Annotated in this window: 32 protein-coding genes and 3 rRNA genes; 29 read left to right on the top strand and 6 right to left on the bottom strand. The window is 45.7% G+C overall.

All coding sequences use genetic code 11. The features are described 5' to 3' along the window. The first annotated feature begins 4 nt into the window (after positions 1-4). The 21 genes from rpsC to rplQ all read left to right on the top strand — a co-directional run bounded on the left by rpsC (position 5) and on the right by rplQ (position 10,231). Positions 5-694, top strand: a complete 690-nt coding sequence (gene rpsC / locus SHAL_RS21345; protein WP_012153461.1) for a 30S ribosomal protein S3 — start codon at positions 5-7, stop codon at positions 692-694. A gap of 11 nt (positions 695-705) precedes the next feature. Continuing rightward, the gene (gene rplP / locus SHAL_RS21340) at positions 706-1,116 is read left to right on the top strand and encodes a 50S ribosomal protein L16 (protein WP_012279176.1); all 411 of its coding nucleotides are present in this window, start codon (positions 706-708) and stop codon (positions 1,114-1,116) included. Next, a complete protein-coding gene (gene rpmC, locus SHAL_RS21335) occupies positions 1,116-1,307 on the top strand; it encodes a 50S ribosomal protein L29 (RefSeq protein ID WP_012144642.1) in 192 nt (63 codons plus the stop codon). The genes rplP and rpmC overlap by 1 nt, the downstream gene beginning before the upstream one ends. Beyond that, positions 1,307-1,555 (top strand): 30S ribosomal protein S17, encoded by a 249-nt coding sequence (rpsQ, locus tag SHAL_RS21330; protein ID WP_012279175.1) that lies wholly within the window; start codon positions 1,307-1,309, stop codon positions 1,553-1,555. The genes rpmC and rpsQ overlap by 1 nt, the downstream gene beginning before the upstream one ends. A gap of 180 nt (positions 1,556-1,735) precedes the next feature. Further along, positions 1,736-2,104 (top strand): 50S ribosomal protein L14, encoded by a 369-nt coding sequence (gene rplN, locus SHAL_RS21325; RefSeq protein ID WP_012279174.1) that lies wholly within the window; start codon positions 1,736-1,738, stop codon positions 2,102-2,104. Positions 2,105-2,115: 11 nt separating this feature from the next. After that, positions 2,116-2,430, top strand: coding sequence for a 50S ribosomal protein L24 (gene rplX, locus SHAL_RS21320; protein ID WP_012279173.1), 315 nt, complete (start codon positions 2,116-2,118; stop codon positions 2,428-2,430). 13 nt (positions 2,431-2,443) lie between these two features. Next, positions 2,444-2,983 carry a 50S ribosomal protein L5 gene (rplE, locus tag SHAL_RS21315; RefSeq protein WP_012279172.1) on the top strand — a complete coding sequence of 180 codons (540 nt, stop codon included), beginning with the start codon at positions 2,444-2,446 and terminating at the stop codon, positions 2,981-2,983. A gap of 10 nt (positions 2,984-2,993) precedes the next feature. Next, positions 2,994-3,299, top strand: coding sequence for a 30S ribosomal protein S14 (rpsN, locus tag SHAL_RS21310; protein ID WP_012153467.1), 306 nt, complete (start codon positions 2,994-2,996; stop codon positions 3,297-3,299). A 24-nt stretch (positions 3,300-3,323) separates the two neighbouring features. Beyond that, positions 3,324-3,716 carry a 30S ribosomal protein S8 gene (gene rpsH, locus SHAL_RS21305; RefSeq protein ID WP_012279171.1) on the top strand — a complete coding sequence of 131 codons (393 nt, stop codon included), beginning with the start codon at positions 3,324-3,326 and terminating at the stop codon, positions 3,714-3,716. Positions 3,717-3,726: 10 nt separating this feature from the next. Continuing rightward, positions 3,727-4,257 carry a 50S ribosomal protein L6 gene (gene rplF / locus SHAL_RS21300; RefSeq protein WP_012279170.1) on the top strand — a complete coding sequence of 177 codons (531 nt, stop codon included), beginning with the start codon at positions 3,727-3,729 and terminating at the stop codon, positions 4,255-4,257. A gap of 11 nt (positions 4,258-4,268) precedes the next feature. Next, positions 4,269-4,619, top strand: coding sequence for a 50S ribosomal protein L18 (rplR, locus tag SHAL_RS21295; protein WP_012153470.1), 351 nt, complete (start codon positions 4,269-4,271; stop codon positions 4,617-4,619). Positions 4,620-4,632: 13 nt separating this feature from the next. Then, a complete protein-coding gene (gene rpsE, locus SHAL_RS21290; RefSeq protein WP_012153471.1) occupies positions 4,633-5,139 on the top strand; it encodes a 30S ribosomal protein S5 in 507 nt (168 codons plus the stop codon). A 6-nt stretch (positions 5,140-5,145) separates the two neighbouring features. Next, positions 5,146-5,331 (top strand): 50S ribosomal protein L30, encoded by a 186-nt coding sequence (gene rpmD, locus SHAL_RS21285; RefSeq protein ID WP_012279169.1) that lies wholly within the window; start codon positions 5,146-5,148, stop codon positions 5,329-5,331. Position 5,332: 1 nt separating this feature from the next. Further along, positions 5,333-5,767 (top strand): 50S ribosomal protein L15, encoded by a 435-nt coding sequence (rplO, locus tag SHAL_RS21280; RefSeq protein WP_012153473.1) that lies wholly within the window; start codon positions 5,333-5,335, stop codon positions 5,765-5,767. 7 nt (positions 5,768-5,774) lie between these two features. After that, entirely contained in the window at positions 5,775-7,115 is a 1,341-nt protein-coding gene (gene secY, locus SHAL_RS21275; protein ID WP_012279168.1) for a preprotein translocase subunit SecY, read from the top strand. A gap of 23 nt (positions 7,116-7,138) precedes the next feature. Further along, on the top strand, positions 7,139-7,252 hold the full coding sequence (gene rpmJ, locus SHAL_RS22865; protein WP_083758331.1) for a 50S ribosomal protein L36: 114 nt from the start codon (positions 7,139-7,141) through the stop codon (positions 7,250-7,252). A 113-nt stretch (positions 7,253-7,365) separates the two neighbouring features. Continuing rightward, positions 7,366-7,722 (top strand): 30S ribosomal protein S13, encoded by a 357-nt coding sequence (rpsM, locus tag SHAL_RS21270; protein WP_012153475.1) that lies wholly within the window; start codon positions 7,366-7,368, stop codon positions 7,720-7,722. Positions 7,723-7,736: 14 nt separating this feature from the next. Continuing rightward, positions 7,737-8,129, top strand: a complete 393-nt coding sequence (rpsK, locus tag SHAL_RS21265) for a 30S ribosomal protein S11 (RefSeq protein ID WP_012153476.1) — start codon at positions 7,737-7,739, stop codon at positions 8,127-8,129. 35 nt (positions 8,130-8,164) lie between these two features. Beyond that, the gene (rpsD, locus tag SHAL_RS21260) at positions 8,165-8,785 is read left to right on the top strand and encodes a 30S ribosomal protein S4 (RefSeq protein ID WP_012153477.1); all 621 of its coding nucleotides are present in this window, start codon (positions 8,165-8,167) and stop codon (positions 8,783-8,785) included. Between the two features lie 24 nt (positions 8,786-8,809). Continuing rightward, positions 8,810-9,799: a DNA-directed RNA polymerase subunit alpha gene (locus tag SHAL_RS21255; RefSeq protein ID WP_012279167.1), complete on the top strand. Its 990-nt coding sequence runs from the start codon at positions 8,810-8,812 to the stop codon at positions 9,797-9,799. A 39-nt stretch (positions 9,800-9,838) separates the two neighbouring features. Next, entirely contained in the window at positions 9,839-10,231 is a 393-nt protein-coding gene (gene rplQ / locus SHAL_RS21250) for a 50S ribosomal protein L17 (RefSeq protein WP_012279166.1), read from the top strand. A 1,460-nt stretch (positions 10,232-11,691) separates the two neighbouring features. Here rplQ and ccmE read toward each other — a convergent pair. The 5 genes from ccmE to ccmA are packed head-to-tail and all read right to left on the bottom strand — an operon-like array spanning position 11,692 to position 14,471. After that, complete coding sequence (ccmE, locus tag SHAL_RS21245) at positions 11,692-12,180, bottom strand: cytochrome c maturation protein CcmE (RefSeq protein ID WP_012279165.1); 489 nt, start codon at positions 12,178-12,180, stop codon at positions 11,692-11,694. Continuing rightward, the gene (gene ccmD / locus SHAL_RS21240; RefSeq protein ID WP_012279164.1) at positions 12,180-12,377 is read right to left on the bottom strand and encodes a heme exporter protein CcmD; all 198 of its coding nucleotides are present in this window, start codon (positions 12,375-12,377) and stop codon (positions 12,180-12,182) included. The genes ccmE and ccmD overlap by 1 nt, the downstream gene beginning before the upstream one ends. Next, the gene (locus SHAL_RS21235) at positions 12,377-13,123 is read right to left on the bottom strand and encodes a heme ABC transporter permease (RefSeq protein WP_012279163.1); all 747 of its coding nucleotides are present in this window, start codon (positions 13,121-13,123) and stop codon (positions 12,377-12,379) included. The genes ccmD and SHAL_RS21235 overlap by 1 nt, the downstream gene beginning before the upstream one ends. 1 nt (position 13,124) lies before the next feature. Continuing rightward, entirely contained in the window at positions 13,125-13,811 is a 687-nt protein-coding gene (gene ccmB / locus SHAL_RS21230) for a heme exporter protein CcmB (protein ID WP_012279162.1), read from the bottom strand. A gap of 9 nt (positions 13,812-13,820) precedes the next feature. Next, entirely contained in the window at positions 13,821-14,471 is a 651-nt protein-coding gene (ccmA, locus tag SHAL_RS21225; protein WP_012279161.1) for a cytochrome c biogenesis heme-transporting ATPase CcmA, read from the bottom strand. A 320-nt stretch (positions 14,472-14,791) separates the two neighbouring features. Here ccmA and SHAL_RS21220 point away from each other — a divergent pair, with 320 nt between their 5' ends. Further along, on the top strand, positions 14,792-15,085 hold the full coding sequence (locus SHAL_RS21220; RefSeq protein ID WP_012279160.1) for a c-type cytochrome: 294 nt from the start codon (positions 14,792-14,794) through the stop codon (positions 15,083-15,085). A 207-nt stretch (positions 15,086-15,292) separates the two neighbouring features. Here the strand turns inward: SHAL_RS21220 and ccmI are convergent, their stop codons facing one another. Continuing rightward, a complete protein-coding gene (gene ccmI, locus SHAL_RS21215; RefSeq protein ID WP_012279159.1) occupies positions 15,293-16,564 on the bottom strand; it encodes a c-type cytochrome biogenesis protein CcmI in 1,272 nt (423 codons plus the stop codon). A gap of 431 nt (positions 16,565-16,995) precedes the next feature. Here ccmI and SHAL_RS21210 point away from each other — a divergent pair, with 431 nt between their 5' ends. The 7 genes from SHAL_RS21210 (at position 16,996) to rrf (ending at position 26,383) form a co-directional block, all read left to right on the top strand. Continuing rightward, on the top strand, positions 16,996-18,975 hold the full coding sequence (locus tag SHAL_RS21210; protein WP_012279158.1) for a heme lyase CcmF/NrfE family subunit: 1,980 nt from the start codon (positions 16,996-16,998) through the stop codon (positions 18,973-18,975). Between the two features lie 16 nt (positions 18,976-18,991). Next, positions 18,992-19,546, top strand: a complete 555-nt coding sequence (locus SHAL_RS21205; protein ID WP_012279157.1) for a DsbE family thiol:disulfide interchange protein — start codon at positions 18,992-18,994, stop codon at positions 19,544-19,546. Positions 19,547-19,557: 11 nt separating this feature from the next. Beyond that, entirely contained in the window at positions 19,558-20,025 is a 468-nt protein-coding gene (nrfF, locus tag SHAL_RS21200) for a heme lyase NrfEFG subunit NrfF (protein WP_012279156.1), read from the top strand. Further along, positions 20,022-20,618, top strand: a complete 597-nt coding sequence (locus SHAL_RS21195) for a TlpA family protein disulfide reductase (RefSeq protein ID WP_012279155.1) — start codon at positions 20,022-20,024, stop codon at positions 20,616-20,618. Before nrfF ends, SHAL_RS21195 begins: the two co-directional genes overlap by 4 nt. Positions 20,619-21,264: 646 nt before the next feature. Then, a 16S ribosomal RNA gene (locus SHAL_RS21190) occupies positions 21,265-22,807 on the top strand. 389 nt (positions 22,808-23,196) lie between these two features. After that, positions 23,197-26,091 (top strand): 23S ribosomal RNA (locus tag SHAL_RS21185). Between the two features lie 176 nt (positions 26,092-26,267). Next, positions 26,268-26,383 (top strand): 5S ribosomal RNA (gene rrf, locus SHAL_RS21180). The 16S, 23S and 5S rRNA genes sit together here, the layout of an rRNA operon. The last annotated feature ends 314 nt before the right edge of the window (positions 26,384-26,697 follow it).

Raw genomic sequence — 26,697 nt, 5'->3', positions numbered from 1 at the left:
AGCAATGGGACAGAAAGTACATCCTAATGGTATCCGTCTGGGTATCACTAAGCCTTGGATCTCGACCTGGTACGCTGACAAGTCAGACTATGCCAATAACTTGAGCAGTGACTGGGAAGTGCGTAAGTTTCTTGAAAAGAAACTTAAGCAAGCTTCAGTTTCTAAGATAGTTATCGAGCGTCCAGCTAAGAGTGTTCGAGTTACTATCCACACAGCCCGTCCAGGTGTTGTGATTGGTAAGAAAGGCGAAGACGTTGAGAAGCTACGCAACGCAGTTGCTAAGCTGACTGGTATTCCAGCTCAAATCAACATCGCTGAGATCCGTAAGCCAGAGCTAGATGCTAAGCTTGTTGCCGATGGCATCGCTTCGCAACTAGAGCGTCGTGTTATGTTCCGTCGTGCTATGAAGCGCGCAGTTCAAAATGCAATGCGTCTTGGTGCTAAGGGTATCAAAGTTGAAGTGAGTGGCCGTCTAGGCGGCGCTGAGATTGCGCGTTCAGAGTGGTATCGTGAAGGTCGTGTACCTTTGCATACACTGCGTGCTGATATCGACTATTCTACTTCTGAGAGTCACACTCAATACGGTGTGATTGGCGTTAAAGTTTGGGTCTTCAAAGGCGAAGTTCTAGACGGCGTTCTACCTCAGCATGAAGAGCCGAAACAGCAGCCGAAGCGTAAGCCTCGCGGTAAATAGGAGAGCTGGCAATGCTGCAACCAAAAAGAATGAAGTTTCGCAAAATGTTCAAAGGCCGCAACCGTGGTCTAGCGAACGGCACTGAAGTTAGCTTCGGTGAATTCGGTTTGAAAGCTGTTGGACGTGGTCGTCTAACTGCACGTCAAATTGAAGCTGCGCGTCGTGCTATGACACGTCACATTAAGCGTCAAGGTCAGATCTGGATCCGCGTATTCCCTGACAAGCCAATTACCTCTAAGCCTCTTGAAGTGCGTATGGGTAAAGGTAAGGGTAACGTTGAATACTGGGTTTGCCAGATTCAACCAGGTAAGGTTCTTTATGAGATGAATGGTGTATCTGAGGAGTTAGCTCGTGAAGCTTTCACCCTAGCTGCTGCTAAACTACCTCTGAAGACTACCTTCGTAACTAAGACGGTGATGTAATGAAAGCGAGCGAACTAACAGAAAAGAGCGTTGAAGAATTGAACGCTGAACTGCTTGGTCTGCTGCGTGAGCAGTTTAATCTGCGTATGCAACACGCCACTGGTCAGTTGACTCAGACTCATCAGCTTAAAATCGTGCGTCGTAATATTGCGCGCGTTAAGACCATTATTACTTCTAAGGCGGGTGCATAATGTCTGATACTATCCGTACTTTGCAAGGTCGAGTACTTAGCGACAAGATGGACAAGTCTATCACTGTTGCTATTGAACGTAAGGTTAAGCACCCGTTATACGGGAAGTTTATCAAGCGTACTACTAAGATCCATGCACATGACGAACAAAATCAGTGTAATGCTGGCGATCTCGTGACTATTCGCGAATGTCGTCCGCTGTCTAAGACTAAGTCTTGGACTCTGGTTGAAGTAATATCAAAAGCCTAATCTAATTAGGTATTTAGTTAAACGGCTCCAAACGCTGGAGCCGTTTTTATTTTTAGTACTATCTATTCCTATTTTTAGGTGTTACACTTGCGCGCCAAATTTGACTAAATTAAAGTCAAAATTTGAGTGAAATGTAGCCCCATTGTGGGATTGAGAAGTAACGATAGCGGAGCACTTAAAATGATCCAAATGCAATCGACTCTAGAAGTCGCCTGTAACAGTGGCGCTCGTAGAGTTCAGTGTATTAAGGTCTTGGGTGGCTCTCATCGTCGTTATGCCGGTATCGGCGACGTCATCAAGGTTTCTGTTAAAGAAGCTATTCCTCGCGGTAAAGCGAAGAAAGGTGATGTATATAACGCGGTGGTAGTCCGTACTAAGAAAGGCGTACGTCGTCCAGACGGTTCTGTCATTCGCTTCGATCGGAACGCAGCGGTATTGCTTAACGCAAACCTTGCACCGATTGGTACTCGTATTTTTGGCCCTGTGACACGTGAATTGCGTACTGAGCGATTTATGAAGATTGTGTCATTGGCACCAGAAGTACTGTAAGGAGCTTCAAAATGGCAGCTAAAATACGTCGTCAAGACGAAGTAATTGTACTAGCAGGTAAAGACCAGGGTAAACGCGGTAAGGTTTCTCAGGTTCTTCCAACTGGTAAATTAATTGTAGAAGGTCTTAACCTTGTCAAGAAACACCAAAAGCCAAACCCACAATTGGGCGTAGCAGGCGGTATTGTTGAGCAAGAAGCACCGATACAAGCATCAAACGTAGCGATTTTCAACTCTGCCACTGGCAAAGCTGATCGCGTTGGTTTCCGATTTGAAGACGGCAAAAAAGTCCGTTTCTTTAAGTCGAACAGTGAACTCGTTAAGTAATTTGGAGTAAACGATGGCGAAACTGCATGATAAATACAAAGAGACTGTTAGTCCTGAACTAGTTAAAAAGTTCGGTTTTACCAGTGTCATGCAAGTCCCTCGGATTGAAAAGATCACCCTTAATATGGGTGTTGGCGAAGCAGTAGCAGATAAGAAAGTTATGGAGCATGCGCTTCGTGACATGACTGCTATCGCTGGTCAGAAGCCAGTAGTGACTGTAGCTCGTAAGTCAGTTGCTGGTTTTAAAATCCGTGAAGGCTACCCAATCGGCTGTAAGGTTACACTGCGCGGTGAGCGTATGTGGGAATTCTTAGAGCGTTTAGTTGATATCGCGATCCCGCGTATTCGTGACTTCCGTGGTTTGAGCGTTAAATCGTTCGACGGCCGTGGTAACTATGCGATGGGCGTACGTGAGCAGATTATCTTCCCAGAGATCCAATACGATAAAATCGATAAGATCCGCGGTATGGATATTGTAATCACTACTTCTGCGAAGAATGACGAAGAAGGCCGAGCTTTGCTCGAAGGCTTTAACTTCCCATTCAAGAAATAAGGGTAGCGTAATGGCAAAAAGTTCAATGAAAGCACGTGAAGCAAAACGTGCACAGCTCGTAGCTAAGTTCGCTGAAAAGCGCGCTGCACTTAAAGCTATCATTAGCAGTCCAACTACATCTGATGATGATCGTTGGGATGCAGTACTTAAGTTACAAGCTCTACCACGTGACTCTAGCGCAGCGCGTCAGCGCAATCGCTGTAGTCAAACTGGTCGCCCACATGGTTTCCTACGTAAATTCGGCCTTAGCCGTATCAAATTACGTGAAGCAACTATGCGCGGTGAAGTTCCTGGCCTACGCAAGGCCAGCTGGTAAGCACTTGTCACGGAGTAAGCTAATATGAGCATGCAAGATCCTATTGCGGATATGTTAACACGTATTCGTAACGGCCAAGCTGCTAAACACGTATCTGTGAAGATGCCTTCTGCTAAGCTAAAAATCGCTATCGCGCAAATGCTTAAAGAAGAAGGTTATATCACTGACTACGCCGTAGCAGATGAAGCCAAGCCTGAATTGGAAATCACTTTAAAGTATTTCCAAGGTCAGCCAGTCGTTGAGACTATCCAGCGCGTTAGCCGTCCTGGTCTTCGTATTTACAAAGGTAAAAACGAACTTCCAAAGGTTATGGGCGGACTGGGTGTCGCTATCGTGTCCACTTCTAAAGGTTTGATGACTGATCGTACTGCCCGCCAAAATGGCATGGGTGGGGAAGTTATCTGCTACGTAGCATAAGGAGCTAGCAATGTCTCGTGTCGCAAAAGCACCAGTCGCTATCCCTGCAGGCGTAGAAGTGACTTTAAACGAACAAACTATCACCGTAAAAGGTACTAAAGGTAGTTTGACTCGAGTTATTAACTCTGACGTTTCTGTTGTTGTTGAAGACAATGAAATCAAGTGTTCACCAGTTGAAAGCGCTAAGACCGCTGCTCAAGCTGGTACAGCTCGTGCATTAATCAACAACATGGTTGTTGGTGTTACGGAAGGTTTCGTTAAGAAGCTGACTCTAGTTGGTGTTGGTTACCGTGCAAAGCTTGCCGGTAAAGATATCGACCTGACTCTAGGTTTCTCACATCCTTTGGTTCACAAACTTCCTGACGGCGTAACAGCTGAGTGTCCATCACAAACTGAAATCGTACTTTCTGGTACAGATAAGCAGTTGATCGGACAAGTAGCAGCTGAGATTCGCGGTTACCGTCCACCAGAGCCTTACAAAGGTAAAGGTGTTCGCTATGCTGACGAACAAGTACGCCGTAAAGAGGCTAAGAAGAAGTAAGGTAATACGATATGGATAAGAAAACATCTCGCTTACGCCGCGCTTTACGTGCCCGTAAGAAGATCCAAGAGCTGGGCGTTAATCGTCTGGTTGTACATCGTACACCACGTCACACTTACGCTCAGGTCATTAGCCCTGAAAACGTAGTGTTGGCGGCAGCTTCTACTGCTGAAAAAGCAGTAACCGAGCAGCTAAAGTACACAGGTAACGTAGATGCAGCTAAAGTAGTGGGTAAAACCGTTGCTGAGCGCGCTATCGAAAAAGGCGTAGCTGTAGTTGCATTCGATCGTTCCGGCTTCAAGTATCACGGACGCGTTGCTGCATTAGCAGACGCTGCTCGTGAAGCTGGCCTCAAGTTCTAAGGAATGATGAAAAATGGCTAAATTTGAAGCTCAACAGCAAAAAGATGATCTGCAAGAGAAATTAGTTGCAGTAAATCGTGTTTCTAAAGTAGTTAAAGGCGGACGTATCTTTAGCTTCACTGCACTAACAGTAGTGGGTGATGGTAACGGTAAAGTCGGCTATGGCTATGGTAAAGCGCGTGAAGTACCTGCAGCAATTCAGAAAGCAATGGAAAAGGCTCGCCGTAACATTGTAAACGTTGAATTGAACAATGGTACTTTGCACCACCCTGTAAAGGGTCGTCACACTGGTTCACGTGTTTACATGCAACCAGCCTCTGACGGTACCGGTATTATTGCCGGTGGCGCAATGCGTGCCGTATTGGAAGTAGCAGGCGTTCATAACGTTCTGTCAAAAGCATACGGTTCTACTAACCCGATTAACATCGTTCGCGCTACTGTCGATGCGTTGGTGAATATGAAATCACCTTCACAAATCGCAGCTAAGCGTGGCCTGAATGTTACTGAAATTCGAGGTTAATGCACCATGGCTACTAAAACACTTAAAGTAACTCAGACCAAAAGTTCAATCGGTCGCTTACCAAAGCACCGTGCGTCTTTACTAGGTCTAGGTCTACGCCGCATTAATCACACTGTTGAAGTAGAAGATACTCCTTCTGTTCGCGGTATGATTAACAAGGTTTACTACATGGTTTCGGTGGAGGAAGTATAAGATGCGTCTAAATACTCTATCACCTGCTGCAGGTGCTAAATCAGCAGCTAAGCGTGTAGGTCGCGGTATCGGTTCAGGCACTGGTAAAACTTGTGGCCGTGGTCACAAAGGCCAGAAGTCTCGTTCTGGTGGCGGCGTTCGCGTCGGTTTCGAAGGTGGTCAAATGCCACTTAAGATTCGTTTGCCAAAGTTTGGTTTCACCTCGCGTAAAGCGTTGGTGTCAGCTGAAATTCGCATTAGCGAGTTGGCTAAAGTTAACGGTGATGTTATCGACCTAAATGCGCTGAAAGATGCGAATCTAGTTACTCGCAACATACAGTTTGCTAAAATCGTTCTTTCAGGTACCATTGAGCGCCCTGTGACTGTAAAAGGTCTGAAGGTAACCCAAGGTGCACGTGCAGCTATTGAAGCTGCCGGTGGCAAGATCGAGGAATAATACGTCGATGGCAAAACCAGGACTTGATTTAAAAAGCGCGAAAGGCGGTTTATCAGAATTGAAAACCCGCCTCCTGTTCGTGATTGGTGCAATTATCGTCTTTAGAGCCGGTTCGTTTGTACCAATTCCTGGTATTGACGCTGCTGTACTAGCAGAGCTGTTTAATCAGCAAAAGGGTACCATCTTAGGCATGTTTAACATGTTCTCTGGTGGTGCTCTTGAACGTGCCTCTATCTTTGCATTAGGTATCATGCCGTATATTTCGGCATCGATTATTATGCAGTTGTTGACTGTGGTTCATCCTGCACTTGCTGAATTGAAAAAAGAAGGCGAGTCGGGAAGAAAGAAAATCAGTCAATATACTCGATACGGCACATTGGTCCTGGGTACATTCCAGGCAATCGGTATCGCAACTGGGTTACCAAACTTGGTTCCAGGGTTAGTAGTTAACCTCGGATTCAGTTTCTACTTCGTTGCTGTAGTGAGCTTAGTGACAGGAACAATGTTCCTAATGTGGCTAGGTGAGCAAATTACCGAAAGAGGCATAGGTAACGGTATCTCGATTCTTATTTTCGCAGGTATTGTTGCTGGTCTGCCATCTGCTATCGGTCAAACGGCCGAGCAGGCGCGTCAAGGCGACTTGAATGTACTAGTATTGTTGTTGCTGGCAGTGATTGTTTTCGCTGTTACTTATTTTGTGGTATTCGTTGAGCGTGGACAGCGTCGTATCGTTGTTAACTATGCGAAGCGTCAGCAAGGCCGTAAGGTGTTTGCAGCGCAGAGCACTCATTTACCACTTAAGTTAAATATGGCTGGTGTAATCCCGCCTATTTTTGCGTCCAGCATCATTTTGTTCCCAGGCACACTGGCTCAGTGGTTTGGTCAAAATGAGTCCATGTCATGGTTAAGTGATTTTTCACTAGCTGTGTCACCAGGACAACCGCTGTACTCATTATTATATGCAACAGCAATTATTTTCTTCTGTTTCTTCTATACTGCGTTGGTGTTTAACCCTCGCGAAACAGCTGATAACTTGAAGAAAAGCGGTGCGTTTATTCCCGGGATTCGTCCTGGAGAACAGACTTCGCGTTACATTGATAAAGTTATGACCCGCCTAACATTAGCTGGCGCGTTATATATAACGTTTATCTGCTTAATTCCGGAGTTCATGTTAATTGCGTGGAAAGTACAGTTCTATTTTGGCGGTACTTCACTACTAATTATGGTAGTCGTAATCATGGACTTCATGGCTCAGGTTCAGACGCATATGATGTCTCATCAGTATGAGTCTGTAATGAAGAAGGCTAACTTGGTAAACAAAGCGAACTTAGATCGCTTTGGTCGCTAAGATAGCAATCTCGGAGTGATGAAATGAAAGTTCGAGCTTCCGTGAAGAAGATCTGCCGTAACTGCAAGATCGTAAGGCGTAGTGGCGTTGTACGTGTGATTTGTGTTGAACCTAAACACAAACAGCGTCAAGGCTAAAAAAAAATTGACCAGCCCAGTCCGGGCTGGTCAAAATATTATTTGCTAAATTGTCGTCTGTCGAGTATCCTACCGGGCTTTTCACAGATGACCTTTAACTTAAGGAGTGCATAGTGGCCCGTATCGCTGGCATTAACATTCCTGATCAAAAGCATACAGTCATTGCATTGACTGCTATCTACGGCATCGGTCGTACTCGCGCACAAGCTATTTGCGCGGCTACTTCTATTGCTGAAGATGCTAAGATCAAGGAATTGAGCGAAGCTCAAATTGATACTCTACGCGAAGAAGTTGCCAACTACATTGTAGAAGGTGATTTACGTCGCGAAGTTTCCATGAACATCAAGCGTCTTATGGACCTTGGTTGTTACCGTGGCCTTCGCCATCGTCGTAGCCTTCCCCTTCGTGGGCAACGTACTAAGACCAATGCGCGTACGCGTAAAGGTCCACGTAAACCAATTAGAAAGTAACGGGGTAAACCAAAATGGCTAAAGTTCCGTCACGTTCTCCGCGTAAGCGTGTACGTAAACAGGTTGCTGATGGTATGGCGCATATCCATGCGTCTTTCAACAACACAATTATTACCATTACAGATCGTCAAGGTAACGCACTATCTTGGGCAACTTCTGGTGGTTCAGGTTTCCGTGGTTCACGTAAATCTACCCCATTTGCTGCACAGGTTGCTGCTGAGCGTGCAGGTACTGCTGCTCAGGACTACGGTGTTAAAAACCTAGAAGTTTTTGTGAAGGGTCCAGGTCCAGGACGCGAATCAGCGATTCGTGCACTAAACTCGGTTGGTTATAAAATTACTAACATTACCGATGTGACGCCTATCCCTCATAATGGTTGTCGTCCTCCTAAGAAACGTCGCGTTTAATTCGTCGTTTTTAATAGGATAGTTGGAGAAAGAACATGGCAAGATACTTGGGTCCAAAGCTCAAGCTCAGCCGCAGAGAAGGTACAGACCTTTTCCTAAAGAGCGGCGTGAGAGCAATCGATTCGAAGTGTAAGCTTGAAACTGCACCTGGACAACACGGCGCTCGTAAGACCCGTCTGTCTGAGTATGGTGTTCAGCTACGCGAGAAACAAAAAGTTCGTCGTATTTATGGTGTGCTAGAAAAGCAATTCCGTAACTACTACAAAGATGCTGCACGTACTAAAGGTAACACTGGTGAAAACCTACTTACTCTTTTAGAAACCCGTCTAGATAACGTTGTTTATCGCATGGGCTTTGGTGCAACACGCGCTGAATCACGTCAGCTAGTTAGCCATAAGTCAATTATGGTTAACGGTAGCGTCGTTAACATTCCATCATTCAAAGTGTCTGCGAATGATGTAGTGAGCGTTCGTGAAAAGTCTCGCACTCAAGCTCGTATTAAAGCGGCTTTAGAAGTGTCGGCTCAACGCGAAAAGCCAACATGGGTTGAAGTTGACAACACTAAGATGGAAGGTGCTTTCAAGCGCATTCCTGAGCGTAGTGATTTGTCTGCGGAAATTAACGAACAGCTGATCGTCGAACTTTACTCTAAGTAAGGTTAAAACAAAAGAGAGGACACAATGCAGGGTTCTGTTACAGAATTTCTTAAACCGCGTCTCGTTGATATCGAGCAGGTTAATCCAACACGTGCCAGGGTGACACTGGAGCCGCTAGAGCGTGGTTTTGGTCACACTCTAGGTAACGCGTTGCGTCGTATCCTATTGTCGTCTATGCCAGGCTGCGCGGTTACCGAAGTAGAGATCGATGGTGTACTGCATGAATACAGTAGCAAGGAAGGCGTGCAAGAAGATATCCTTGAGATACTACTAAACCTTAAAGGTTTGGCCGTAGTTATCGAAGGGAAAGACGAAGCTATGCTTACGCTAAGTAAGTCAGGCGCAGGCCCTGTTACTGCAGCAGATATCACGCATGATGGTGATGTTACTATCATGAATCCTGACCATGTTATCTGTCATTTGACAGGTAATAATGACGTCAGCATGCGTATCCGCGTAGAGCGTGGTCGTGGTTATGTACCGGCTTCTGCCCGTGCACAAACTGAAGACGATGATCGCCCTATCGGCCGTTTGTTGGTTGATTCTTCGTTCTCACCAGTTGCTCGCATTGCATACAATGTAGAAGCAGCTCGTGTTGAACAGCGTACAGACTTAGACAAACTCGTTATCGATATGACCACTAACGGTACTATCGATCCTGAGGAAGCTATTCGTCGTTCAGCGACAATTCTAGCCGAACAGCTAGATGCGTTTGTTGAGTTGCGTGATGTGACTGAGACTGCACCAGTAGAAGAGAAACCGGAGTTCGATCCGATATTGTTGCGTCCTGTCGACGATTTAGAGCTAACTGTACGTTCAGCCAACTGTTTGAAGGCTGAAGCGATTCATTACATCGGCGATCTGGTACAACGCACTGAAGTTGAGTTGCTTAAGACTCCTAACTTAGGTAAGAAATCTCTTACTGAAATTAAGGATGTTTTAGCGTCTCGCGGACTGTCGTTAGGTATGCGTCTGGAAAACTGGCCTCCAGCTAGTTTAGCAGACGACCTTTAAGTCCAGATTAGTACAGATATAGGTAATAAGGATTAGGTCATGCGCCATCGTAAGAGTGGTCGTCAACTAAACCGTAACAGCAGTCATCGCCAAGCTATGTTCCGTAACATGGCTTGCTCAATAGTTCGTCACGAAGTGATCAAAACTACTGTAGCTAAAGCGAAAGAACTGCGTCGCGTAGTTGAACCTCTAATAACACTTGCTAAGAGTGATAGCGTTGCAAACCGCCGTTTGGCATTTGCTCGTACTCGCGACGCTGAAGTCGTTGGTAAGTTATTTACTGAATTGGGTCCACGTTTCCAGGATCGTCCTGGTGGATATACCCGTATTCTTAAGTGCGGTCTACGTACTGGTGATAAAGCGCCTATGGCGTATATTGAACTAGTAGGTCGTCCTGAAGCAGCTGAAGCTGTTGAAGACACTGCAGAGTAAATAAGTCTTAGTTTAAAAAGGCCGAACATTAGTTCGGCCTTTTTTATATCTAAAATTTAAGTCATCATGTTATCCGCTACCTCTTTATTGAATCTTTAAACTCCCCTCAGATAGCTCGCGATAGAATCAGGCTGTTAACCTATCATTGAGTTAGCCCAATATAGATATAGGGCGCCTCGTTTATAAATTTTGAGCAATCCTACCATCATTCATTTTTCCTAAGTTTTGTCGAAGTTATTTGCTGGATGTGTGGAATTAACTTTTTGGGTATGCTCTCTCACCAGTTAAACCTCCCTGTTGTTAACTTAATTTGACTAATAGCAATCAGTATCAAGACCTAAACACTCAGCGAGAATTTATCGCTTTTGAAGTAAGGATATTAATTACTCCTCGGTAACGGTTCCCGCTTACTCTCGATAATCGATCCAGCATTATTCACCCCCAGACCATCCATGCTCTTGTACCTCTTGAACCCACTCCGTTGTGTATTAATGACATTCGTAGCATCCATGTTGCTCGCAACGCGTGAAGGGCCTAGTTAAACCAGGTCTACGCTTGTTAACGCGGCATCGGATGCGCTAAAACTCGCCTTTTTTTGGGGGGGCTTCCTACTTCTGCGTTGGATGTTCTTTGAAGGGAGCAATACCCCGTCTTGAATTGGTTAGCCAAAAGCATTCTTGGTAGATCACTTTCTTATACTGATTGGTATAAGAGCTAGTACGGCTTGGCCTATTTCTACCCTGAGCTGATTGTAGTGAGCGCGAGGAGGGAGCTAGATGGGAGCGGTGGAGGGGCAACTTAGGAGAATATGCCAGGGCTAATACCAAGCAGTATAAAGATTTGGTCGCTCAGCGAGAGTTTAGCGATTTTGAGGCAAGGTCATTAATTGCTCCTGCATTAATGACATTCACCACATCCATGTGGTTTGCAACGAGTGAAGAGCGTAGTTGTTCTAGGGTTAAGCTCCCCCTTGTTCCTTAAGAGTCACAGCATCAGAACCGCTAAAACTCGCCATTCTGGAGCGTTTTTGGCTGCCTACTTCTGCGTTGAACAGCCTCATAAGGGAATAACCATTCTCTCAGCTATTCGCCTTGAATTAGTTTTCCAAAAAACGCTCTGAGTAGATCAACTTCTTATACTGATTGGTATAAGAGATTGTTTAAGGTGTCTGGAAAAGGTTAGGTGGTGTTCAAACTGGTGCTGATAGGGAGAGAATCAGGCTCTTACTGTATAAGACAACTGGCTTGTCGTTTTAAAAGCTCTAGGTGCGCTTAGGTGCACATTAGTCTAGAAATCGATATAAGTTGCCACAGTTCATTGAGTGAGGCGTAGCGGGGCATTTTGAGAGATTAGCAGCGATTTAGAGGGCATCTTTGCATATGGTTATAGATTCGCAAACTGGGGGCACAAAAAAGCCTTCATAAAGAAGGCTTTTTATTTAGCTGAATAATCAGTTTAGCTTAGTAACCGCCAGACTTTTGCTCTTGGTTATAATCTAATTTCTCATGGGTCTGGCCCATAGCTTCGGCAACTTCAGGTGGCATGTAGTTTTCATCATGCTTGGCAAGGACTTCAGTCGCCTGTAGAACACCAGGAGCTGACAATACGCCCTGTGCAACGATACCTTGTCCTTCACGGAAAAGATCCGGAAGTAGGTCATCATAAGTCACTATGATTTCGCCACCAGAGATATCATGTATTGCAAATTCAACGTGTAGGCTTTCTGGGTCACGAACCATTGAACCTATCGTTACCATGCCACCAACACGAATGCGCTGGCCAACTTCAGGCATAACACCGGTATCTTTCTTACCATGTATAATTTCAGTAGGCGTAAAGAAAAGGTTTAAGTTCGAATTTAACGCATATAAAAGCAAAGACGCGATTGCTGATACACCGACAATCAGGGCTACAGCAAGGGTAAGGCGTTTCTTTCGTCTTGGGTTCACTATTTATTACTCCGAGTTTCTTTAAGGCGTTCTTCACGTTGGATCTTCTTAGCGATCTCTACTAACACCTTACGTTTCTGTTTAACACTAAGGACGACTAGCGTTCCTAGCGAGAAAAAAGTTACACCGTAGGCTAGCCATACATAGAATGCGTAGCCGCCCATGTTGATAAATTCACTTATTGAGTCGAATTGCATTATTTGACCCCCTCTGCCTTAGCAAGTTCACGGACCCATGGACGCATGCCATTTCGTGCCAAAATTTCTGATCTAAATCTCACTAATGTAATTGCACCAATCATCACACCAAAGCCTAGAATGTTAATTAGTAATGGATATAGCATCTCAGCAGGCATCGCCGATTTTTCGGTGAGCTTAATCGACGCCGGCTGATGCAGTGAGCTCCACCAATCAACAGAGTACTTGATAATTGGGATGTTAATAACACCTACTATAGCAAGGATGCCTGCGGCGCGCGCTGCAAGTACTTTATCTTCAAATGATGCGTATAAAGAGATAACGCCAAGATATAGGAAAAGTAGTACGAGTTCAGAGGTCAAGCGTGCATCCCACACCCACCAAGTGCCCCACATCGGCTTACCCCAAGTGGCACCTGTAACTAGTGCAATAAAGGTGAGTACTGCACCGATAGGTGCGATAGCCGCCGCAGCCCAGTCGGCGGTTTTAATTTGCCATACAAGGCCGATGAATGAAGATGTCGCCATTGCCATATAAGCGGTCATTGACATAGACGCAGCAGGTACATGGATGAATATGATGCGATAGCTTTCGCCCATTTGGTAATCAACAGGAGCAAATACCATACCCCATACAGAACCGATACCAATCAGCGAAATCGCGAGCATTGCGAACCAAGGGAGGAGCTTTCCAGACAAATTATAAGCGCGTTCAGGATCCGCGTAAGAATGTAACCATTTCCACATTTTAGTTAGTACTCACTCGTAAGGATGCACCAATTGCAAATGGTGCTAACGTTAATGAACCGATCAACATTGCGCCAATAATAGCGAGCTGACCATCATAAGGTAAATTCATACCAGCGGCATCAATGGCACTGGTTGCGAAAATCAATACTGGGATATATAAAGGCAAAATCAGCAAGCTTAGCAGTACGCCGCCTTTACGTAGTCCAACCGTCAAAGCTACACCAATCGCTCCGAGTAGGCTCAGCACCGGAGTACCTAGCGCTAATGTCGCAATTAATGCTCCGTAGCTATTACCATCTAAATGTAATAGCACTGCTAAGAGGGGGGCTACTAAAATTAAAGGTACCCCTGTTAATATCCAATGTGCTAGTACCTTGGCCAATACCATTAATGGCAGTGGCTGCGGGCTTAGCAACATTTGCTCAAGGCTACCATCGGCATAGTCGGCCTTAAACAATCGTTCAAGTGATAACATGGATGCCAATAGTGCTGCGACCCAGATAATACCAGGGGCGACTCGAGTTAATACTTGTGGCTCAGGGCCAATGCCTAATGGAAATAGAGTCACCACTAGGACGAAAAACAGTAGCGGGTTAAAAATATCACCGCGATGACGTACAGCAATTTGCAGATCTCGTTTTAATAACGTGCTAAATGCCTTGGTATAACTGATACCTTTCTTCATAGCCAAACCTTATACGAAGCGATAATCGAGACGAATTTTACGTAAGATATCATCACCAATCACACCCATATCTTGGTGTGTAGTCAATATCACGCATCCACCTCGCTTTGCATGGGCTAAAAACAGATGCTCTAGCTCTTCTACGCCTTTCTTATCGATGGCAGTAAAAGGTTCATCGAGAAGCCAGATCTTACAGTTTGTATGCCAAAGCCTTGCGAGTGCTGTACGTCGGTGTTGACCTGCAGACAGGTGTCCGGCAAGCGCATCTTCGAAACCAGAGAGGTTAACTTTTGCAAGGATCTGACGGGCATCGAAGTCATCATACCCACTAATCCTTAAATTGAAGTTAAGATTTTCCTCTGCAGTTAACTCACTTTTAACACCTGCAAGGTGGCCAAGATACAATAACTCATCGTTGTACTCGTCACGACAATGATTAATGTCTTCACCTTTAAAATTGATTTGCCCGGCATAGGGGCGAGATAAACCAGCGATAATCCGCAAAAGACTTGTTTTTCCAGCACCATTGGGGCCTTCGATTTGAACAATCTCACCTTCGGTTATTTCGAAGCTAAGCGCGTCAAATAAAATGCGTTCTTCCCTAATGCAGGTTAAGTTATTAGCTGATACCAGTGTTGTTGCTTTTGATTGTTCTACCACTGAGCCCTCTATATCAAGCTGTATGAAAACACAAGGGATACTAACACATACACTTTCAAGCGTTTAGTCCTGCTTGTTGCTAAGTGTCAGCAATTTGATGTAGTTCGAATATTGTGTATTTTCTATGAACTTTTTAAACATTTGCTAATATATTAACCTTTTTGAGAACTATGTCTTGTAAAACCTGTATTAGTACGGTTTATGTCACAAAAAGATGCCATTTGTTGAACTTTGTAGTAACCTAGCCGAGCTAGAATAAGTCTGCCAAAAATTTTAGGGCAGCGTGAGCTTTGTTAGAATTTGCATTAGGAACGTATAAGATGAAAAAATTATTAGCACTGACTGCAGTGGCAGCTATGACTCTGTCTACAAGCGCACTTGCTCAAGATGGTAAAGCTGTATATGACAAGGCATGTCAAGTTTGTCACAGCATGGGTGTTGCTGGTGCGCCAAAGACACATGACGTAGCGGCATGGGAACCACGCCTAGCTAAAGGTATGCCTGCTCTAGTGTCTTCTGTTAAGTCTGGCCTAAACGCAATGCCACCAGGCGGCATGTGCACAGATTGCTCAGATGAAGATTACACCAAAGCAATCGAATATATGTCTAAGTAAGCTTTACTTTGCATTAAAAAACCGGCCTTTGCCGGTTTTTTTGTGCCTGTGATTCGACCTTGCTAAGCAGGGTGATAGCAAGGAGACTTAATGCTGTCACAGTGCGGTGACAAGAGACTTATCCGGTCTATAGGTAAGTGGTAGGTTGGCGATTTATGGATATAAAAAAGCCGGCTAAGGCCGGCTTTTTTAATCTGATGCTCAGGATTACTGAACTTGAGTATCTAGCACTAGCTGGCCAGTTTCGCCAACTTTAACCATCGCAAGCTTACCTTGGATGTCACCAGTCTGCGCTCTTACGCTACCATGCTTAGATAGTACCGCGATAATCTCAACGGCTTTTGTATCGCTAAGCTTAGTATTGCCACCCATACCAGTACTGTCATCTAAGGTTATCGTCGCAGGTAAGGATTCCGCTGAGATCTTAGTTGCAGCCAGTGGTACTTTTGGACCTTCAGTTGAGCGAGCAAAGATAAATAGCATATCAGTGCTGGCCACTTTGGCTTGTAACTCTGGAGAGATAGATACTTCAATAGTTACTGTTTTTGCTGTCGCACCAGGCTGTACACTCTTGTGAGCTTCATCATTAGGCATCATACCTTCATTAGGCATTATACCTTCTGACTGCATTCTCATTTTAGCGCTATCGATAGCATTCATTATTGCGCCGCGGTCAACGTCACTACGGTCGCTATCTAGAATTAGCTGCCATGCATCAATTGCTTTCTGGTAATCAGCCGTGAAGAATGAATCCATGCCTACAAGTAACAGTGTCGAAGGATCTTCTGGATCAAGGCTTAATGCCTGATCAACAAGTGCCTGTACCGTTGGTGTCATCTTCTGGTTAGAGCGGTAATAAAGTGCAGTTGCTTTCGGGCCAAGTAACTCAGCATGTACACCGACAAGATCCATTGTCTTATCGAAAGCTTTAATTGCGTCGTCATAACGGTTTGCTGAGATGTAAGCGTGGCCCAGGCTAAACCAAACCTGGCTGTTCTCTGGCTCGGCTTGCGCTTGCGCTTCCATCATTCCTACACGCTGAGACATGATTTGTTCAGTCGACTGACCTGCATGTGGATCATTTGCAGTCATAGGCTGATCAAGGTTTTTATAGGCACCCAAAGTTGAGTACATATAACCACTGATACCAATGATAACAACAGACATAACTGATGGCCACATTATGCTCTTGGGTTTAAGCTTGTTAACTAGTGAGTCGTCGTCACCTTGCTTCATGTCTTGAAGTAAGCTGATTTCAAGCTCTTTCTTTAATGCGTCGAACTCAGGTTGATCTAGTAGTTCTTCTTCAAGTTCTTTCTCTAAAGTCGCGAGTCTTTCATTGAATAATTCAAGGTTAGTACCTTTACGAACATCCGCTTCCTCTGCTCTCAGCATGCGCTGCTGGCGGAAGTGTGGGAACCAAATCAGCGCGAGGCTAACCAACAGAAATGAGGCTATTAAAATCCAGAATGTGGTCATTATGTCTATTTCACTTTCGTTTGCGAAAAAGCGGATTCACCGCTGAACTAGGGATAAGATTATACGTAAAGATTATTCATTGAACAGTAATATAACCTTAAAAGGTCATAGTTGAGTACTTGTTCACAGATTGATTCTAATTGTAAATATTCTCGAAACTTACGGGAACTTTGTCGGTCAGACCATAACATTCAACTAAATTCGTTCAGTTTATTGTGGAATGTGATAAGCAATTGTTTATGTGTGTTTGTTAATAAGATAGGGGAAGAATGAGACTGGTCACCCATATTTGTACGAAATAGGCAGACATTAACAATAGCAAATACTAAACTGAGCTAAAATTTGTACCTTTTAATTGTGTTAATTGTAAACACGTATGCGATGATTCAGCTAGAGCTTAATCAAGCATGGTTTAGGACTGAGGAAAACCCATGATCCCAGAATTAGGACACTTTTCGCTGATTATCGGCTTGGCATTCGCCATGCTGTTAGCCATCGTTCCTTTAGTAGGTGTAGCACGTAAAGACCAATACCTAGTGCGCTATGCGTGGCCACTAAGTTACGGAATGTTCTTCTTTATTCTCTTCTCTGTTATCGCGCTTGGCTACAGCTTTGCTGTCGATGACTTCTCTATTGCTTATGTAGCACACCACTCTAATTCTGAGTTACCAATCTTCTTTAAGATTGCAGCTGTATGGGGTGGCCATGAAGGTTCTTTGCTATTTTGGGTATTCTCATTATCAGCTTGGGCAGCAGCAGTAGCATTGTTTAGTAAAGGCTTGGAAGAAGTCTTTACAGCACGAGTGTTGTCAGTACTGGCGATGATCCTTATCGGCTTTACGCTGTTTATGTTGTTGACCTCTAGCCCATTTGAGCGATTATTCCCAGTTCCGATGGAAGGGCGTGACCTTAACCCAATGTTGCAAGATGTTGGTTTGATTTTCCACCCACCAATGCTTTATCTTGGTTATGTAGGTTTTGCTGTAAGCTTCGCTTTTGCAATTGCAGCCTTGATGAGCGGCAGCCTTGACTCAGCTTGGGCTCGTTGGAGCCGTCCTTGGACCTTAGCAGCATGGGTATTCCTAACTGGCGGTATCTCACTCGGTTCTTGGTGGGCATACTACGAACTCGGTTGGGGTGGTTGGTGGTTCTGGGATCCAGTTGAGAACGCCTCTTTCATGCCTTGGTTAATTGGTACAGCGCTACTTCACTCGGTGATCGTAACGGAGAAGCGTGGCGCATTCCGTAACTGGACTGTTTTGCTTTCGATCTTTGCCTTCTCGCTAAGCTTACTTGGTACCTTTATTGTTCGTTCTGGCGTGTTAACTTCGGTTCACTCGTTTGCAGCGGATCCAAGTCGAGGTATGTTCATCCTATTGCTACTTGGTTTAGCCGTGGGTGGTTCACTCACTCTATTTGCTTTCAGAGCAAGTGAGATGCGTAGCCCTGCTCGATTTGAGTTGAAATCTAAAGAAACCATGATACTGATATGTAACCTACTGCTAACGGTTGCTTGTGGTACAGTATTGCTCGGTACCCTATATCCACTACTAATCGACGCATTAGGCATGGGTAAGATTTCTGTAGGACCTCCATACTTTAACGCGGTATTCGTTCCAATCGTTCTAGTTCTATTTGGCTTTATGGGTGTAGGCCCGGTTATTCGCTGGAAGAAGTCTAAAGCGGGTGAACTTAAGCGTCAGCTAATCGTCCCCGCAGTGATCTCTGCGGTAGTTGGCTTAGCTGCGCCTTTCCTAGCCGATGGTCAATTTAACATTTGGGTTGTATTCGGTATTGGTATGGCTGTATGGGTCGCCTTGATGACATTCCGCGCCGCATACAACATGGTTAAAACTAAGGATGGTTCTATTGATTTAACCCGTCTTGGCCGCAGTCAACTGGGTATGATTATCGCTCACCTTGGTATTGCCGTATCAGTTGTTGGTGCCACTATGGTATCTAACTACTCGTTAGAGAAGAGTGTTCGTATGGGTCCTGGTATTTCTCAGGAACTGGCGGGTTACACCTTTAATTATGTGGAAACCAAGAATGTTGTTGGTCCTAACTACACGGCTCAACAAGGTCAAATCGAAGTCTATGAGGGTGATGATTACGTTACTCTACTAAGACCTGATCGTCGTCAATACAATGTTCGTACTATGGACATGACTGAAGCCGGTATTGATTGGGGTCTATTCCGAGATCTTTACGTGACAATGGGTGACCCAATTAGTCGTACAGAATACGCAGTGCGTATCAACTATAAGCCTTATGTTCGCTGGATCTGGTTTGGCTCTATCTTTATGATGGTCGGTGGTTTCTTCGCCGCATCTGATAAGCGCTACCGCGTAAGAGCTAAGAGCGCAGAAAAGACTGCAGCTAAAGAAGCTGACAAGTTAGCAACGGCTTAATTGGAACAGAGTAAATATGAAAAAGTTAGTATTATTTATTCCACTCGTCGTAGTTTTAGGTATGGGAGTGTTCCTCTATAAGGGACTCTTCCTTAACCCGCAACAACTCGACTCAGCTCTAGAAGGAAAGCCGATCCCGGCTTTCCAGTTAGAGGTTTTGGAGAAGTCAGGGGAGACCGTGACTAATGAAACGCTAAAAGGCAAGGTAGGCTTACTTAATGTGTGGGCAACTTGGTGTCCATCATGTAAGTATGAGCATCCTTTCCTAATGAGCTTAGCGCGCAAAAATATTCTACCTATATATGGTATTAACTATCGCGATGAACGTGCATTAGCTATTCGTGAGTTAAGCCGTGAAGGTAACCCATACGCAATTAATATCTATGACCATGACGGTCGCCTAGGTTTAGACCTTGGTGTATACGGTGCGCCAGAGAGTTTCCTTGTCGATCATAAAGGTGTTATTCGTTACCGTTATGCGGGGCCAATTGACCGTAATGTATGGAAAGAAACACTTTACCCTATGGTTCAACAGCTACAAGCTGAAGCGGCGAAGGATGGTGCATCGTGATTAAATCATTAATGAAGGGCTTTTCGGCTCTAGTGCTTCTACTAAGCATGGCAACGATCGTTAATGCTACACCAGTCGACACTTATGAGTTTAAGTCTGTTGATAATCAGAAGCGTGCGTTAAGTCTTGCTCACTCATTGCGTTGTCCACAGTGTCAAAACCAAAACTTAATCGATTCTAACTCTCCGGTTGCTCAAGACTTACGTTTAGAAGTTTACCAGATGGTTGATGAAGGTAAGGGCGATGACGAAATTGTTGAGTTTATGACGAGTCGTTACGGTGAGTTCGTCTTATATAAGCCGAGAATGGAAGCTAAAACTTACGTTCTTTGGTTAGGTCCTATTGCTTTGCTATTGTTTGGTGGCGTGATCGGTTTCTTCTTTATCCGCAAGCAGCGCATAGCAGAATCGAACAATCAAGAGCTATCAAGTGAAGAACAGCAAGAGTTAGATCGTCTATTAAAGCGAGACGCTAAATGAGATCGACCATAGTGGGTCTAGTTGCAGCAACGATGTTGGTTGCTGCTGGGGCGCAGGCCTATCCTGGAATGGAAAAGCAAGCTGAAAGCCAAGTTCAATCTAGTGTCGATCTTATTAGTGTTTTGCCAAAGCCGTTTCCGATTGAAGCTGTACCCTTTAAAGATAGTAAAGGTGAGGCTGTCGACTTTAGCCAGTATAAAGGTAAAGTCATCATGGTTAACATGTGGGCCACTTGGTGTCCTCCATGTGTAAGAGAGTTACCGGCTATCAGTCGCTTCTCAGCCAAGATCGGATCTGATGACTTTGAAGTGTTACCTGTATCTATCGATCTAGAGGGTAATAAGCAGGTAGAGCCATTCCTAAAGTCATTAGGAATGGAAGGCTTCAATACCTATTATGATAAAGAGCAGAAATTGGGTCATGTATTTCCTTTAGATACGATACCCGCCACCTTTATCCTTAACAGGGAAGGGGAGCTAATCGCTTTCGTTCGTACCTTTGTTGATTGGGACGATGATAAAGCGGTGACTCTTATTAAGGAGTTTCTTGCAGAACCTCAGTCATCAAACCAAGTCACAAAGAACGCTGACTAGATTTAATAGCATTAATGATGGTGAAAAAAGGGGCTTTCAGCCCCTTTTTTGTACGTATCGTCTGATAACTACACGCTTGATTCATAAAAGCTAATTTTATTGCAAAAGCCCCTTGCACTCATCTCGAAACTCCCTATAATGCGCATCCACTGACACGGCACAGCAGGCCAACTACCCAGCGTAAACGCTAGATAGTACGGGACTTGCAGCGCAATCAGTCACTCCTTTCTTTTTATGAAAAAGAATAGAGTGAGAGTTAAAACTCCACGGAGATTTGATTCAGGTGACAACCGCTTTAAGAGCTTCGGGTTTTGACTTCTGATTAAGAAATCAGCGCTTGAAAAACTTCTTAAAATAAGCGCTTGACGCCGCCACTGGAGAGTGTAGAATACGCCTCCTCAAGCCAACGACCTAGCGTCTTAGGCTGCTAACTGAAAGACTTGTTCTTAATAGGATTAGCACGCTCTTTAACAATATGACAAGCAAATCTGTGTGGGCACTCACAGAGATTAAGTTATTCGAAATTGTCTCTCACGAGACAATCAAAAATTTACTTAATGAATGAGTGTTCATAGCAATATGTAATACAGAATTCGTTGAGCCGCTGATTTAGCCTTACTTGTAAGGTGGAAGAAGCAAAAAACTTTAATTGAAGAGTTTGATCATGGCTCAGATTGAACGCTGGCGGCAGGCCTAACACATGCAAGTCGAGCGGTAACACAAGGGAGCTTGCTCCTGAGGTGACGAGCGGCGGACGGGTGAGTAATGCCTAGGTATCTGCCCAGTCGAGGGGGATAACAGTTGGAAACGACTGCTAATACCGCATACGCCCTACGGGGGAAAGGAGGGGACCTTCGGGCCTTCCGCGATTGGATGAACCTAGGTGGGATTAGCTAGTTGGTGGGGTAATGGCTCACCAAGGCGACGATCCCTAGCTGGTCTGAGAGGATGATCAGCCACACTGGAACTGAGACACGGTCCAGACTCCTACGGGAGGCAGCAGTGGGGAATATTGCACAATGGGCGAAAGCCTGATGCAGCCATGCCGCGTGTGTGAAGAAGGCCTTCGGGTTGTAAAGCACTTTCAGCGAGGAGGAAAGCTCAAGCGTTAATAGCGTTTGGGTGTGACGTTACTCGCAGAAGAAGCACCGGCTAACTTCGTGCCAGCAGCCGCGGTAATACGAGGGGTGCAAGCGTTAATCGGAATTACTGGGCGTAAAGCGTACGCAGGCGGTTTGTTAAGCAAGATGTGAAAGCCCCGGGCTCAACCTGGGAACTGCATTTTGAACTGGCAAACTAGAGTCTTGTAGAGGGGGGTAGAATTTCAGGTGTAGCGGTGAAATGCGTAGAGATCTGAAGGAATACCGGTGGCGAAGGCGGCCCCCTGGACAAAGACTGACGCTCAGGTACGAAAGCGTGGGGAGCAAACAGGATTAGATACCCTGGTAGTCCACGCCGTAAACGATGTCTACTCGGAGTTTGGTGTCTTGAACACTGGGCTCTCAAGCTAACGCATTAAGTAGACCGCCTGGGGAGTACGGCCGCAAGGTTAAAACTCAAATGAATTGACGGGGGCCCGCACAAGCGGTGGAGCATGTGGTTTAATTCGATGCAACGCGAAGAACCTTACCTACTCTTGACATCCAGAGAATTCGCTAGAGATAGCTTAGTGCCTTCGGGAACTCTGAGACAGGTGCTGCATGGCTGTCGTCAGCTCGTGTTGTGAAATGTTGGGTTAAGTCCCGCAACGAGCGCAACCCTTATCCTTATTTGCCAGCACGTAATGGTGGGAACTTTAGGGAGACTGCCGGTGATAAACCGGAGGAAGGTGGGGACGACGTCAAGTCATCATGGCCCTTACGAGTAGGGCTACACACGTGCTACAATGGTCGGTACAGAGGGTTGCGAAGCCGCGAGGTGGAGCTAATCTCACAAAGCCGGTCGTAGTCCGGATCGGAGTCTGCAACTCGACTCCGTGAAGTCGGAATCGCTAGTAATCGTAGATCAGAATGCTACGGTGAATACGTTCCCGGGCCTTGTACACACCGCCCGTCACACCATGGGAGTGGGCTGCACCAGAAGTAGATAGCTTAACCTTCGGGAGGGCGTTTACCACGGTGTGGTTCATGACTGGGGTGAAGTCGTAACAAGGTAGCCCTAGGGGAACCTGGGGCTGGATCACCTCCTTACCTATACGACTAACTTAATCGTTGTTGAGTGTTCACACAGATTGCTTGTTTGTCTCTACTTGTAGAGATGAGCGACAAAATATCCTGCCTTAGTTGCAGTTGATATCGTTCTTTAAAAATTTGGAAAGCTGATAGTGTTAATCTGAAAGGGATAACGACTACGATTTATCGTGTTGTTATTTGTAGGATTAATGCGAAATTAAAAAATTGAGTTCTAAAAACACTTAACATTAAGTGTCTTAGCTTGTTGGCTGATACGAAAGTATGAGGCAGTAAGATAAAAATTCTAATTTTGGCGAAAGTAGAAACCATTAGTTACAGTACGGCTGTTGTGAGCTTACCCGCTCAGAACAACGAGTATTTCTCATAGAGACTTATTTGGGTTGTATGGTTAAGTGACTAAGCGTATATGGTGGATGCCTTGGCAGTCAGAGGCGATGAAGGACGTAGTAACTTGCGAAAAGCGTTGGCGAGCTAGTAACAAGCATTTGAGCTAACGATGTCCGAATGGGGAAACCCACATGCATAAGCATGTATCACTACATGAATACATAGTGTAGTGAGGCGAACCCGGGGAACTGAAACATCTAAGTACCCGGAGGAAAAGAAATCAACCGAGATTCCCCTAGTAGCGGCGAGCGAACGGGGATTAGCCCTTAAGCGTAGAGGGTGTTAGTGGAATGTGTTGGAAAGCACAGCGGCACAGGGTGATAGCCCCGTACATGAAAACTAACTTTACGTGAAAACGAGTAGGACGGGACACGTGACATCCTGTTTGAACATGGGGGGACCATCCTCCAAGGCTAAATACTCCTGACTGACCGATAGTGAACCAGTACCGTGAGGGAAAGGCGAAAAGAACCCCTGTGAGGGGAGTGAAATAGAACCTGAAACCGTATACGTACAAGCAGTGGGAGCGGTTCTTGAGACCGTGACTGCGTACCTTTTGTATAATGGGTCAGCGACTTACATTTTGTAGCAAGGTTAAGCGAATAGCGGAGCCGTAGGGAAACCGAGTGTTAACTGCGCGTTTAGTTGCAAGGTGTAGACCCGAAACCCGGTGATCTAGCCATGGGCAGGTTGAAGATTGAGTAACATCAATTGGAGGACCGAACACACGTATGTTGAAAAATGCGGTGATGACTTGTGGCTGGGGGTGAAAGGCCAATCAAACCGGGAGATATCTGGTTCTCCTCGAAAGCTATTTAGGTAGCGCCTCGTACGAATACCATTGGGGGTAGAGCACTGTTAAGGCTAGGGGGTCATCCCGACTTACCAACCCTTTGCAAACTCCGAATACCAATGAGTACTATACGGGAGACACACGGCGGGTGCTAACGTCCGTCGTGAAAAGGGAAACAACCCAGACCATCAGCTAAGGTCCCAAAGTTATTGCTAAGTGGGAAACGATGTGGGAAGGCTTAGACAGCTAGGATGTTGGCTTAGAAGCAGCCATCATTTAAAGAAAGCGTAATAGCTCACTAGTCGAGTCGGCCTGCGCGGAAGATTTAACGGGGCTAAGCAATACACCGAAGCTATGGGTACTAGTGCTTGCACTAGTGCGGTAGAGGAGCGTTCTGTAAGCCGTTGAAGGTGAAGGGGTAACCCACGCTGGAGGTATCAGAAGTGCGAATGCTGACATGAGTAACGATAAAGGGGGTGAAAAACCCCCTCGCCGAAAGACCAAGGGTTCCTGTCCAACGTTAATCGGGGCAGGGTGAGTCGACCCCTAAGGCGAGGCCGAAAGGCGTAGTCGATGGGAAACGGGTTAATATTCCCGTACTTCTGCTAACTGCGATGGAGAGACGGAGAAGGCTAGGCTAGCGCGGCGTTGGTTGTCCGCGTTTAAGGTTGTAGGCTGTACACTTAGGCAAATCCGGGTGTACTTAAGGCTGAGAACTGATGACGAGTCACTAAGGTGATGAAGTAGTTGATGCCATGCTTCCAGGAAAATCTTCTAAGCTTCAGGTTAGTAGGAATCGTACCCCAAACCGACACAGGTGGTCGGGTAGAGAATACTAAGGCGCTTGAGAGAACTCGGCTGAAGGAACTAGGCAAAATGGTACCGTAACTTCGGGAGAAGGTACGCTCTTAGTGGTGATGGGACTTGCTCCCTAAGCTGCCGAGAGTCGCAGATACCAGGTGGCTGCAACTGTTTATCAAAAACACAGTACTGTGCAAACTCGCAAGAGGAAGTATACGGTATGACGCCTGCCCGGTGCCGGAAGGTTAATTGATTGGGTTATCTTCGGAGAAGCTCATGATCGAAGCCCCGGTAAACGGCGGCCGTAACTATAACGGTCCTAAGGTAGCGAAATTCCTTGTCGGGTAAGTTCCGACCTGCACGAATGGCGTAATGATGGCCACGCTGTCTCCAGCCGAGACTCAGTGAAGTTGAAATTGCGGTGAAGATGCCGTATACCCGCGGCTAGACGGAAAGACCCCGTGAACCTTTACTATAGCTTGGCACTGAACATTGAACCTACATGTGTAGGATAGGTGGGAGACTTTGAAGCTTCGTCGCTAGATGGAGTGGAGTCAATCTTGAAATACCACCCTTGTAGTTTTGATGTTCTAACCGCGGCCCCTGAATCGGGGTTCGGGACAGTGCCTGGTGGGTAGTTTGACTGGGGCGGTCTCCTCCCAAAGAGTAACGGAGGAGCACGAAGGTTGGCTAAGTACGGTCGGACATCGTACGGTTAGTGCAATGGCATAAGCCAGCTTAACTGCGAGACATACACGTCGAGCAGGTACGAAAGTAGGTCATAGTGATCCGGTGGTTCTGTATGGAAGGGCCATCGCTCAACGGATAAAAGGTACTCCGGGGATAACAGGCTGATACCGCCCAAGAGTTCATATCGACGGCGGTGTTTGGCACCTCGATGTCGGCTCATCACATCCTGGGGCTGAAGTCGGTCCCAAGGGTATGGCTGTTCGCCATTTAAAGTGGTACGCGAGCTGGGTTCAGAACGTCGTGAGACAGTTCGGTCCCTATCTGCCGTGGGCGTTGGATGATTGAAGGAAGCTGCTCCTAGTACGAGAGGACCGGAGTGGACGAACCGCTGGTGTTCGGGTTGTCATGCCAATGGCATTGCCCGGTAGCTACGTTCGGAATCGATAACCGCTGAAAGCATCTAAGCGGGAAGCGAGTCCTAAGATGAGTCATCCCTAGAGATTTAATCTCTCTAAAGAGCCGTTCGAGACTAGGACGTTGATAGGCAAGGTGTGTAAGCGTTGTGAGGCGTTGAGCTAACTTGTACTAATGACTCGTGAGGCTTAACCATACAACCCTGATGGGTTTTGTATGAGACTGATGTTTCAACAGACACCAGAGTTAGAATTTAAGCACTTAATGTAGTGTGAACTCAAAATTAATTTCAATTACTTGCGCTAGCGAGTAACAGCTTTTCAAACTTTTTTACCTTTAGTTTTTTAAAAACTGAAAGTAAAGCAGAATTTGTCTGGAAACCATAGAACTGTGGCACCACCTGAATCCATTCCGAACTCAGAAGTGAAACACAGTATCGCCGATGGTAGTGTGGGGTCTCCCCATGTGAGAGTAGGTCATTTCCAGGCGCCTATTTATTCTCGAAAGAGAAGCGATAAAGCCCGCTACGATGTAGTGGGCTTTTTTGCATCTGCAATTTGTGATTTTACCCCCCTCTCTCAACCAGATCCAAGCATGAAAATTGTACGAAACATATTTGCGAGTGCCGATCTTCCCAAGCCTTGGAGCCATCAGGATAAGAAAGTGATCTACTCAGAGTGCTTTTGGCGAACTAATTCAAGACGCTTGACTCAAAAGTGCAAATTCTCGCTGAGCGATCAAGTCTTTATACCGCTTAGTATTAGAGCCAGTTTGAGTCACGCACTCTACACTCTCGATGACG

Origin of the sequence: Shewanella halifaxensis HAW-EB4, assembly GCF_000019185.1 — a bacterium.
Classification (GTDB): Bacteria; Pseudomonadota; Gammaproteobacteria; order Enterobacterales; family Shewanellaceae; genus Shewanella; species Shewanella halifaxensis.
The sequence above is the reverse complement of the archived record's forward strand: the minus strand, read 5'-3'. Positions and strand labels throughout refer to the sequence as shown.

Bases quoted from the DNA above. Each gene is read 5' to 3' on its own strand.
- rpsK (WP_012153476.1), top strand. From the start codon at position 7,737: ATGGCTAAAGTTCCGTCACGTTCTCCGCGTAAGCGTGTACGTAAACAG.
- rpmC (WP_012144642.1), top strand. From the start codon at position 1,116: ATGAAAGCGAGCGAACTAACAGAAAAGAGCGTTGAAGAATTGAACGCT.
- rplE (WP_012279172.1), top strand. From the start codon at position 2,444: ATGGCGAAACTGCATGATAAATACAAAGAGACTGTTAGTCCTGAACTA.
- rpsD (WP_012153477.1), top strand. From the start codon at position 8,165: ATGGCAAGATACTTGGGTCCAAAGCTCAAGCTCAGCCGCAGAGAAGGT.
- rplF (WP_012279170.1), top strand. From the start codon at position 3,727: ATGTCTCGTGTCGCAAAAGCACCAGTCGCTATCCCTGCAGGCGTAGAA.
- rplX (WP_012279173.1), top strand. From the start codon at position 2,116: ATGGCAGCTAAAATACGTCGTCAAGACGAAGTAATTGTACTAGCAGGT.
- rpmJ (WP_083758331.1), top strand. From the start codon at position 7,139: ATGAAAGTTCGAGCTTCCGTGAAGAAGATCTGCCGTAACTGCAAGATC.
- rplP (WP_012279176.1), top strand. From the start codon at position 706: ATGCTGCAACCAAAAAGAATGAAGTTTCGCAAAATGTTCAAAGGCCGC.
- rpsC (WP_012153461.1), top strand. From the start codon at position 5: ATGGGACAGAAAGTACATCCTAATGGTATCCGTCTGGGTATCACTAAG.
- secY (WP_012279168.1), top strand. From the start codon at position 5,775: ATGGCAAAACCAGGACTTGATTTAAAAAGCGCGAAAGGCGGTTTATCA.
- SHAL_RS21255 (WP_012279167.1), top strand. From the start codon at position 8,810: ATGCAGGGTTCTGTTACAGAATTTCTTAAACCGCGTCTCGTTGATATC.
- rpsQ (WP_012279175.1), top strand. From the start codon at position 1,307: ATGTCTGATACTATCCGTACTTTGCAAGGTCGAGTACTTAGCGACAAG.
- rpmD (WP_012279169.1), top strand. From the start codon at position 5,146: ATGGCTACTAAAACACTTAAAGTAACTCAGACCAAAAGTTCAATCGGT.
- rplN (WP_012279174.1), top strand. From the start codon at position 1,736: ATGATCCAAATGCAATCGACTCTAGAAGTCGCCTGTAACAGTGGCGCT.
- SHAL_RS21210 (WP_012279158.1), top strand. From the start codon at position 16,996: ATGATCCCAGAATTAGGACACTTTTCGCTGATTATCGGCTTGGCATTC.
- rplQ (WP_012279166.1), top strand. From the start codon at position 9,839: ATGCGCCATCGTAAGAGTGGTCGTCAACTAAACCGTAACAGCAGTCAT.
- SHAL_RS21235 (WP_012279163.1), bottom strand. From the start codon at position 13,123: ATGTGGAAATGGTTACATTCTTACGCGGATCCTGAACGCGCTTATAAT.
- ccmB (WP_012279162.1), bottom strand. From the start codon at position 13,811: ATGAAGAAAGGTATCAGTTATACCAAGGCATTTAGCACGTTATTAAAA.
- rplO (WP_012153473.1), top strand. From the start codon at position 5,333: ATGCGTCTAAATACTCTATCACCTGCTGCAGGTGCTAAATCAGCAGCT.
- ccmD (WP_012279164.1), bottom strand. From the start codon at position 12,377: ATGCAATTCGACTCAATAAGTGAATTTATCAACATGGGCGGCTACGCA.
- nrfF (WP_012279156.1), top strand. From the start codon at position 19,558: ATGAAGGGCTTTTCGGCTCTAGTGCTTCTACTAAGCATGGCAACGATC.
- rpsE (WP_012153471.1), top strand. From the start codon at position 4,633: ATGGCTAAATTTGAAGCTCAACAGCAAAAAGATGATCTGCAAGAGAAA.
- rplR (WP_012153470.1), top strand. From the start codon at position 4,269: ATGGATAAGAAAACATCTCGCTTACGCCGCGCTTTACGTGCCCGTAAG.
- SHAL_RS21205 (WP_012279157.1), top strand. From the start codon at position 18,992: ATGAAAAAGTTAGTATTATTTATTCCACTCGTCGTAGTTTTAGGTATG.
- SHAL_RS21195 (WP_012279155.1), top strand. From the start codon at position 20,022: ATGAGATCGACCATAGTGGGTCTAGTTGCAGCAACGATGTTGGTTGCT.
- rpsN (WP_012153467.1), top strand. From the start codon at position 2,994: ATGGCAAAAAGTTCAATGAAAGCACGTGAAGCAAAACGTGCACAGCTC.
- SHAL_RS21220 (WP_012279160.1), top strand. From the start codon at position 14,792: ATGAAAAAATTATTAGCACTGACTGCAGTGGCAGCTATGACTCTGTCT.
- rpsH (WP_012279171.1), top strand. From the start codon at position 3,324: ATGAGCATGCAAGATCCTATTGCGGATATGTTAACACGTATTCGTAAC.
- ccmI (WP_012279159.1), bottom strand. From the start codon at position 16,564: ATGACCACATTCTGGATTTTAATAGCCTCATTTCTGTTGGTTAGCCTC.